The sequence below is a fragment of the Xenorhabdus sp. KK7.4 genome (assembly GCF_963876465.1).
Taxonomy (GTDB): Bacteria; Pseudomonadota; Gammaproteobacteria; order Enterobacterales; family Enterobacteriaceae; genus Xenorhabdus; species Xenorhabdus stockiae.
This window is the reverse complement of record NZ_CAWNQF010000046.1, coordinates 130,142-138,596: the sequence shown is the minus strand read 5'-3', so window position 1 is coordinate 138,596 and position 8,455 is coordinate 130,142. Positions and strand designations below refer to the sequence as shown.

Here is an 8,455-nt window from a genome sequence, read left to right as displayed (position 1 = left end):
CCAGGGTGCAGCCGATGAATTTCAGAGATGGAATAAGGCAGCAGGTAAAGTGATGAACGGTCTGACTAAGCGCAGGGCATCTGAACGCCAGATGTTTTTATCATGAGATTCAGTCTCACCTACGGTGTATTCACACAGGTATTTGAGGTGTTATGAGGTGTTGAGCGATGAGCATCATTCTAGGGTCAATGATTTACGTTATCGGTTTTATTGTGGCATTCATCATTTTTACGTTGATAGAAAAAAGACGAGCTAATGATCCGGAAAGTTTTGGGGTCATTTTATTTCTGTCAGTCATGTGGCCGGTACAGGTTATTTTGACACCAATTGTTTTTGGTTTGTTGTTTTTAAACGAAAAGTATGACCAATTTGTCAGAAGGCAGTCATGAAGATTGGTAGCCAGTACTTCACCCTCGGTGCTTTGGTGATGGTCTCTGGCTTGTTCTGGTTCTACTACAGTGAGTATCAGGACAAGGCCGAAGCATACACCAGCTTAAAGCTAGAGTATGACAAACAGGTCATTGCCATAGGTAAGCAGCAAGAGCGCCTTGAACAACTTGCAAAATTAGACGAAATCTACATAGAGAAACTCGCCAATGCCAAGACTGAAATCGATACTCTTCGGGCTGATGTTGCCGCTGGTCGTCGCAAGCTGCGCATCAAAGCCACCTGTCCTGTGTCTGAAGCCACTTCCTCCAGCGGCGTGGGCGATGCAACCACAGTCGAACTCCCTAGAGAAACTGGACAAGCTGTTCTCGATATCCGAGAAGGCATCATCAACGACCGGGCAAAACTGAGATATTTGCAGGAATATGTTAGGGCTGAATGCAGGTAAATAGCGATGAGTGGATTACCAAAGGGTGAATACAAAACTAACCGTAAAGAGCACAACCAGATATTCAAATATCGGCAGCTTAAATTTTATCAATATTCAAAAGTAGTTGTCAGAGATACTACTACCTTAAATATTTACATATACAAATGGTTTATTGCATTAATTGCTATTCCAATGCTGCTTTATGGTTTATTTGTTATTGGACTTATACCAACATTCAAGGAGTTGATTGAGCTATGGGCTGATCCTGTGTCATTCGATAGTTTGCATCAAGTTCCTGATGGTCTATTAAAATCAGGGAACGAAATGAAACCCCAGAACAAATAATTCTGGGATTGCAGGAGTATGTTAGGACACAGTGTGAGTGAGAGGACGGTAGGAGTACCGTCCTATTTGGGTTATTCGTATATTCAATGTTATGGATTTGTTGGTGGAATAATATAGGGCAATATGCAGTCCTGCAATGTATGTGTTAGTGCGCATTCAATATTCGGTGGCAACTTGGAAGTATTAGCATAAGTTAGTACTGGAGCCAAAATAGCCGAACCCGCAACTAAGCAAAGAAGAAGATACTTTTTCATTTGATTCTCCATTTATTAATCTATTATCAAAAAATTAATGAGACAAAAAACGCATCTCCACTGAATAATAAATGAGCAATTGTTAATGCTCGGTTAATGCACAAAACTAAACCCAATATTTCTTTACCCATTCCCTGAGTGGTTAAAGGAATGCCCCAAGCCATCACATCCCGTGGTGGTTTTTTTGTATCTGAATTTCACCGCTTCTCGCTCGAAGCACAAACACCAAAGAACCTTTCAGGATAAGCCTTGAGGAATACCAGTAGTGGTCTGGTTAACCCTCTTTGGGCTGGTGATTCCTGAGCGCAAGGTTTATCACTAAAAGGAACTAAACCATGAAAGAAGTAACAGTCATCCCTCCATTCGATTTCCAAGAAATGGTAACAGCCGTACAAGATAAGGTGGTCACAACGAGCCTCAAAATAGCGTCCTATTTTGGCAAACGGCATGACAACGTTTTAAGAAAAATTCGTCAGGTTAGAGATGAATGTCCTGATGATTTTGCTGCCCTCAATTTTGAGGAGGCTGATTTTATTGATAAAAATGGTGATGTGCAGCCTATGTTCAACTTAACTAAAGATGGTTACATGTTGGTTGTAATGGGATTTACGGGCAAAGCAGCAATGCAAATCAAAGTGAACTACATTCGAGCCTTTAACTGGATGGCGGAGCAAATAGACAGGTGGAAAGATCTAGGCGAAGAGGCTCAACACCGTCATGCTCTGAAAGTTGCGAAATCTGAAATCAAAGCTCGAATGGGTAGTCGCATGATGAATGATAGAAAGAAAGAGAAGAAGTTGCTGGAGTTGGAATATGAGCAAATTTTATCTTTGACGCAGCCAAAATTACTTTTCGATGAGAATTAATAGCCTAAGGGGAGGATTTGAAATCCGGCCCTTTGAGGTAGCAGGTGGTAGACAAAATCAGGCGGCTGATTTGCTGAAAAAAGAAACTACAGGAAATCCTATAGTATCTATCGAAAGTTACAATGGGGGTGCATACGTATGTAACTGCTTGATATTGTCGAGGTCCTCAGTTTGGTGTTGGGTTCGTCAATCTGACGGTCAGCGATGAAATCAATGAGTTACTGCATAAGGCATGGGCGAGTAAGTATTCGGCAGAGAAACCCAAAGGTAAGAGAATCTAGTGATGAAATATATATACGCAATCATTTTGGACGCAATTATCGCGTCCTTTTTGTTTATTGGTATCACACAGAATACCGAGGGTTTTGTGAATGTTGGTTATTTCGCGGGCTGGCTCTTTGGTGTGATTAAGTTCTTAGGGTATTTATTTGGTAGAGATTCACTGGTTAAAGATTACAAACACATTCCTACCCCTTTTCGATGTTACGACATGCTGACTGATACTGCATTTGTCATTTTTGTTGTGTATCAGGGCTGGTTTGTTCTGGGTGCTATTTACGCAATAGGTGCAATAGCCAAAGCTCAGTTTCAGAGTGAACAAGAAAAAAAATTGAAAGAGCAAAAGTAACCATTTTACAAAATTCCACAAAGCATCCTAAAACGGGTGCTTGATAGAGGTTTGTGTCAGTTTTGGGCGCGTGTGGTCTCGCTCAAATAGCGTGATATACAAACCGAGCCAGTTGTTTGTTCTGAATGAGGGAAAAGGGATATGGGACAACAAACAAATCAAGTTGGTTGCCCTAGCAAGCTGAATGATGAGCTAATCGCTAAGGCAAAGACGTACCTGTATGGCGGTTACACTGAACATGAAGCTGTCATCCCCAGCGTGGCAGGATTAGCCTGTTTTTTAGGTATTGCCCGCTCTACAGTCTATGAATATGCAAAGCAGAGTTCTGAATTTTCGGACACGTTAGAAGGGATTCTGGCACTACAGGAAAGTAAGTTGATTAACAAAGGATTGGCGGGTGATTTCAATGCCACAATTACTAAGCTGATGCTGGCTAACCACGGCTATTCAGAGAAGCAGGAAATCGATCATCGTTCCCCTGACGGCTCAATGTCACCGCAACCCTCAAAGATAGTCTTAGTTGCAGGAGGGCAAAGTGACGACAGTGAGAATTGAACTCCCGCCGAAGCTTATTTCTGTGTTCAGTGGTGATTATCGTTATCGTGGTTCATACGGTGGACGTGGTTCGGCAAAGACGCGCACCTTTGCTCTGATGACGGCTATCCGTGGCTATATGGCGGCACAGAATGGACAATCCGGCGTGATACTCTGCGCCCGTGAATATATGAACTCCCTTGAAGAATCCTCAATGGAGGAAGTGAAACAAGCCATACGCTCTGTGCCGTGGCTGGCTAATTTCTATGATATTGGCGAGAAGTACATCCGGACAAAATGCAGGTCAGTCAGCTATGTCTTTGCCGGATTACGTCATAATCTCGACAGTATCAAATCCAAAGCCAGAATCTTAATCGCATGGGTCGATGAGGCGGAGTCAGTCTCTGAAATAGCCTGGACAAAACTCACACCTACCGTGCGTGAAGAAGACTCTGAGATTTGGGTGACATGGAACCCCGAAAGAGATGGCAGTGCTACCGATAAACGGTTTAGAAAGAACCCACCGAAAAATTCCATCATTGTTGAAATGAACTATGGCGATAACCCGTGGTTCCCATCTGTGTTGGAAGAGGAGCGACTGAGTGATCAGTCACGTCTTGACCCGAGTGCTTATGCTTGGGTTTGGGAAGGGGCATATCTGGAGAACTCGGATAAACAGGTACTGTCGAACAAGTACAAGATTGAAGCGTTTCCTGATGATCTGTGGCAGAAAGCCGACAGGTTGCACTTTGGCGGCGACTTCGGATTTGCGAAAGACCCCAGCACCCTTATCAGGATGTTTATTCTGGATAACTGCCTGTATATCGACCGTGAGGCTTACGGCGTTGGGGTAGAACTTGATCACATGCCTGCATTCTATGAGAAAGTACCCGGTTCCCGTAAATGGCCTATTAAAGCCGACTCTGCCCGACCGGAAACCATCAGCTATCTCAGGCGGCAAGGATTCAATATTGCGGCGGCGAAGAAATGGCAGGGCAGTGTCGAGGACGGTATCTCTTATCTGCGCGGCTTTAAGCACATCTATATTCATCCCCGCTGTAAAGAGACAGCCAAAGAAGCCCGGCTCTATTCCTACAAGACAGACCGCATTACGGGCGAAGTACTGCCTGTGATTGAGGATGCGAATAACCATTGCTGGGATGCTGTGAGGTACGGGCTGGATGGGTATATCAAGGGGAGAACAACTGTATGGGACATCATGTCATGACGAAAAAAACCATGATAGGCCGTCTGACTGATGGCCTCCAGAGTATGTTGACCTCACTCGGTGAACGGGTGGCGTCAATCAGATATGCAAGTAACAAGACGGATGTGCAGGAAAAAGAACTGCTTGCCATGTACAAAAGCTCATGGATAGTGCAGAAATATATCAACAAAACTGCTTATGACATGCTGAAGCTGCCCCGTGAATTATCCGGTGATATCGGCGAGGAGCTTAAAACGCGGATAGTAGATATTGAGCGTGAGCTGGATGTATACGGTATTTATCGCGATGCGCTGACATGGGCGTCATTATTGGGGGATTCACTCATTGTAGCGGTGACAGATTGCCTGGATGAGATGATTGGTGAACCACTCAATCTCCAGTCAGAAAATATTGTTAAGTTTCTGGTGGTGCGGAAAGGGGAATACTCTCCTGCCAGTCAGGTGATTTCAGATATTGCTTCGCCCCACTTCGGACATCCGCAAACCTATCAGCTTAACATTGGCACCCAGCAACTGAAGTTTCACCACACCCGCTGTCACCGGACAAAGCTAGGCCAGCATAGCATCAAGGATATGCCTAAGTTCGGAACATCGGATATTCAAGCACCCTATGAAGCCATCAAGATTTTTGACACCACGGTTGTCAGTACGGGCGATACCATCCAAGAGGCGAACGTTGATGTGATATTCCTGCCGGGTCTTAATAATCAGATTGATGCCGGGCAAGAAACACAGGTTGTCGAATATGCCCGTGTGATGAAGACAACCAAATCCTCAACTGGACTAATGCTGATGGATGCGGGTGATGGCACCATGCCGAGCCGCTATGAGCAAAAGAACGCCCAGTTTGCCGGGTTATCTGAAGTGATCACCAAAATGATGAACGTACTGGCAGGCGCACTAGACAGGCCGATTACCATTCTGTTTGGTCAGTCTGCGAGTGGGTTTGCCTCTGGTGAAGAAGATAACAAGGCGTACTACGAAACGATTAACGGTTTGCAGGAGGCTAGATTGCGGCCTATGCAGGATTTCGTTGATCAGTTCATTCTCGACAAACTGACAGTACAAGCGGAAATCAGCTACACCTATCCCTCTATCTACAGCGTCAATGAAGCGCAGGAAGCTAACCGGTTCACACAGTATGCCACGGGTTTTACCACCATGGTTCAGGCGGGTTTTCTCCCGGAAGATACCGCCTTACGTGAGATGGTAGCGCGGGGTGTGCTGACCACCGTCACAGAAGAGGATATCAGTTCAATATCAGGGGCACGAAATGAGCAATGGAGCAATCAACCTGAAGGATATGCTGGAGCGCAAGCAGGGGCGGCTCAAGTCCCGCAACCGGCTAATGCGTCCGCCTACGCCCAGCAAGCGAACGGAGGTGTGGTATCGTGACCAGTTAATCGCGTTTATCAAAATGATGCAGGATGTGGTAATAGAAGACCTGCAAAAACCGATACTTAATGATGCCCCCTTTGACAACCTCTCTATTACTGCCCGACTCTCACGCGCAATCCAAAAACTGGCGAATATGTCCATCCTCGACATGGCAAGGCGATTGTCATTCGGTATGGTCAGTCGGGCTAATGCACAAAATAAGTCCCAGACGCAAAAGACCTATAAGTCAGCGTTCGGCATTGATTTAACCGGCATGTTGGGAGACGGTGCGGTCAAGGCGCACCTTGAAGCGGCACTCAAAGAGAATGTCGATCTCATTCAGTCGATACAGACGGATTTTATCAATGATATCGGGGAAAAGGTCTTTTCTAACCTGACCAACGGTGGACGGCATGAGAACTTGGTTGCTCTCGTTCGTGAACGTGGGCAGGTGACGCAAAGCCGGGCGAAACTCATTGCCCGTGACCAGACAGCGAAACTTAACTCCACCCTGACCGAAACCCGCAGTAAGGCGTTAGGACTCGATTTGTACGAATGGGGCGGTGCCGGTGATGAACGGGAGCGGGCCAGTCACTTTGTGCTGAATGGCAAGACCTGCAAATACTCTGACCCGACCGTCTATTCCGAAGATGGCGGCAAAACATGGAAAAAGCGCTCAAGCATCAAAGGGTATGAAGGTGCACCCGGCACCGATTATCAGTGTCGCTGTGTCGCTCTTCCGAAAGTCTCATGGGATTAATTCATGACGTGGAAACGAACACCGCAGGGTTACGTTGTGACCACTGCGCGGATCACCCGTGCTGGCCCGGTGCAATATTACGGGCATGAAGTCGGGTTAACCGGAAAAGACATCAACAAAAAAATCACTATCCATCGCACTCTCGACGAACTCTCCAGACCTGAAACCCTGAAATCCTTTGACGGCTTAACCCTGACACTGACCCACCCTGACAGTGGCGAGGTGAACGCGGACGAATGGAAGGATAAGACTATTGGTCACATTCAGAATGTCAGAGCAGACGGGGATTACATTGTCTGTGATGCCTACCTGAAAGATGCCAATGCTATTCGGGTACTGGAAGAGAAAGGCATACGGGAGCTGTCAGTGGGTTATGAGCCTGCTGAACTCACAGAACGGAACGGTGAGCTGTATCAAATCAATATTCGCGGCAATCACGTTGCTGTAGTCGCTGAGGGTCGCTTAGGTGACACCGTTAGATTAAACGATAAAGAAGGTAAACCAATGAAATACACATTGTCGGACATGGTTAAGCTGCTACGTGGCAAAAACCTGAGAGATGCTGAAGGTGAGAAATTAACACCGGAAGAAATCGACCAGATGATCGCATCACTCGAAGCGCAAATGGAAGAGTTGAAAGCCGCTGGCATTGAAAGCACCTCTGAGCAAATGCAGTCCATTATCAGTGAGCTTGAGCGCCTGAAGAGAGAAAAAGAAGACGCAGGTACGCCACCGCCAAATGATGTCGATCCGAATGCGGGTGGCACAGGCACAGATGACAAAGACGCGCGCATAGCGGCACTGGAAACCGAAAATGCGCAGTTGAAAACAGAGAATGCCTCGCTCAAAGAAGAGCTGGAGAAGCTGAAAGGCGAGAACGACACCAGCGCTACGCTAAACGATGCGAAGTCGCGTTTCCCGAAAGTGAACTTCAACGATGCAAAATCAGCACGTGATGTCCGCGCAGCGGTACTGCTAAGCACTCAGATATTTACGGATGCACAGGTCAAGGCCATGACCGACGAGGAAATCCGCGCTGCTTATACCGCTATTCAGGCGACCTCCAAACCCCGCAGCAATATTGGTAAGCATCTGCTGAATGACTCCGCCGCGCCTGCGAAAAAATCAGTCTCCCAACGTTTAGGAGGTAAGTAATTATGACATTCGGATTTACAGACTGGGATGCCAGCACCGGTATATTTAAGCCTGGTTCTATCAGACGGGCTTCAAGCTCTAATGACAAAGTGTGGGGTGAGGAAAACCGTACGGATACCGATCTGCTGTATGGCACATTCGTTGCGGTCAATCCAGAGGGCGGCGTCAAAGGTATTGAGAAAGCAACTGACCTGATCCACGGCGTTGTAGTGCGTGATATCTACGGCGATAAAGCTCCCCACAAAAAGCAAGTTAACGTGGGCCATTTCTCGCACGGTGATTGTGTAGCAGTCTCTACTGTTGAGAATGATGACTTTATCCGTGGCGATAGGGCTTATGTTGTGGCAACCGGTAAAGATGCAGGCAAAGTCACCAAGACAGCCAAAGGCAATATTGATTTGGGTTACTGGGTTGAAGACGTGAGTTCAGGTAATCACTGTGTTGCTATCACCCTCGGTTACATTCAGAACGTACAGAAAGCAGGAGAATAAC

The 8,455-nt window shown here is 46.4% G+C and carries 12 protein-coding genes; all 12 read left to right on the top strand.

The annotated features are described in order from the left end of the window. Positions 1–106, top strand: a 106-nt coding sequence (locus tag AACS90_RS05580) for a glycoside hydrolase family protein (protein ID WP_371635417.1), incomplete at its 5' end; no start/stop codon positions are given. A gap of 61 nt (positions 107–167) precedes the next feature. Beyond that, on the top strand, positions 168–389 hold the full coding sequence (locus AACS90_RS05575) for a hypothetical protein (RefSeq protein WP_099122037.1): 222 nt from the start codon (positions 168–170) through the stop codon (positions 387–389). Beyond that, complete coding sequence (locus AACS90_RS05570) at positions 386–835, top strand: lysis protein (protein WP_099122036.1); 450 nt, start codon at positions 386–388, stop codon at positions 833–835. Before AACS90_RS05575 ends, AACS90_RS05570 begins: the two co-directional genes overlap by 4 nt. 6 nt (positions 836–841) lie before the next feature. Next, positions 842–1,162: a hypothetical protein gene (locus AACS90_RS05565; RefSeq protein ID WP_099122035.1), complete on the top strand. Its 321-nt coding sequence runs from the start codon at positions 842–844 to the stop codon at positions 1,160–1,162. A gap of 589 nt (positions 1,163–1,751) precedes the next feature. Next, on the top strand, positions 1,752–2,282 hold the full coding sequence (locus AACS90_RS05560; RefSeq protein ID WP_099122034.1) for a Rha family transcriptional regulator: 531 nt from the start codon (positions 1,752–1,754) through the stop codon (positions 2,280–2,282). Positions 2,283–2,565: 283 nt separating this feature from the next. Then, complete coding sequence (locus AACS90_RS05555) at positions 2,566–2,910, top strand: hypothetical protein (protein ID WP_099122033.1); 345 nt, start codon at positions 2,566–2,568, stop codon at positions 2,908–2,910. Between the two features lie 141 nt (positions 2,911–3,051). Next, positions 3,052–3,465: a DNA-packaging protein gene (locus tag AACS90_RS05550; RefSeq protein ID WP_099122032.1), complete on the top strand. Its 414-nt coding sequence runs from the start codon at positions 3,052–3,054 to the stop codon at positions 3,463–3,465. Beyond that, positions 3,446–4,672, top strand: coding sequence for a PBSX family phage terminase large subunit (locus AACS90_RS05545; protein ID WP_099122031.1), 1,227 nt, complete (start codon positions 3,446–3,448; stop codon positions 4,670–4,672). Before AACS90_RS05550 ends, AACS90_RS05545 begins: the two co-directional genes overlap by 20 nt. Continuing rightward, positions 4,669–6,066, top strand: coding sequence for a phage portal protein (locus tag AACS90_RS05540; protein ID WP_099122044.1), 1,398 nt, complete (start codon positions 4,669–4,671; stop codon positions 6,064–6,066). Before AACS90_RS05545 ends, AACS90_RS05540 begins: the two co-directional genes overlap by 4 nt. Further along, positions 5,975–6,808, top strand: a complete 834-nt coding sequence (locus AACS90_RS05535) for a phage head morphogenesis protein (RefSeq protein ID WP_241538242.1) — start codon at positions 5,975–5,977, stop codon at positions 6,806–6,808. Before AACS90_RS05540 ends, AACS90_RS05535 begins: the two co-directional genes overlap by 92 nt. A gap of 3 nt (positions 6,809–6,811) precedes the next feature. Then, the gene (locus tag AACS90_RS05530) at positions 6,812–7,963 is read left to right on the top strand and encodes a DUF2213 domain-containing protein (protein ID WP_099122030.1); all 1,152 of its coding nucleotides are present in this window, start codon (positions 6,812–6,814) and stop codon (positions 7,961–7,963) included. A 2-nt stretch (positions 7,964–7,965) separates the two neighbouring features. Then, positions 7,966–8,454, top strand: a complete 489-nt coding sequence (locus AACS90_RS05525; RefSeq protein WP_099122029.1) for a gp53 minor capsid family protein — start codon at positions 7,966–7,968, stop codon at positions 8,452–8,454. Position 8,455 lies beyond the last annotated feature (1 nt).

Excerpts from the sequence above, each read along its gene's own strand:
- AACS90_RS05570 (WP_099122036.1), top strand. The coding sequence starts at position 386 with ATGAAGATTGGTAGCCAGTACTTCACCCTCGGTGCTTTGGTGATGGTC.
- AACS90_RS05535 (WP_241538242.1), top strand. The coding sequence starts at position 5,975 with ATGCTGGAGCGCAAGCAGGGGCGGCTCAAGTCCCGCAACCGGCTAATG.
- AACS90_RS05525 (WP_099122029.1), top strand. The coding sequence starts at position 7,966 with ATGACATTCGGATTTACAGACTGGGATGCCAGCACCGGTATATTTAAG.
- AACS90_RS05575 (WP_099122037.1), top strand. The coding sequence starts at position 168 with ATGAGCATCATTCTAGGGTCAATGATTTACGTTATCGGTTTTATTGTG.
- AACS90_RS05530 (WP_099122030.1), top strand. The coding sequence starts at position 6,812 with ATGACGTGGAAACGAACACCGCAGGGTTACGTTGTGACCACTGCGCGG.
- AACS90_RS05555 (WP_099122033.1), top strand. The coding sequence starts at position 2,566 with ATGAAATATATATACGCAATCATTTTGGACGCAATTATCGCGTCCTTT.
- AACS90_RS05560 (WP_099122034.1), top strand. The coding sequence starts at position 1,752 with ATGAAAGAAGTAACAGTCATCCCTCCATTCGATTTCCAAGAAATGGTA.
- AACS90_RS05565 (WP_099122035.1), top strand. The coding sequence starts at position 842 with ATGAGTGGATTACCAAAGGGTGAATACAAAACTAACCGTAAAGAGCAC.
- AACS90_RS05540 (WP_099122044.1), top strand. The coding sequence starts at position 4,669 with ATGACGAAAAAAACCATGATAGGCCGTCTGACTGATGGCCTCCAGAGT.
- AACS90_RS05550 (WP_099122032.1), top strand. The coding sequence starts at position 3,052 with ATGGGACAACAAACAAATCAAGTTGGTTGCCCTAGCAAGCTGAATGAT.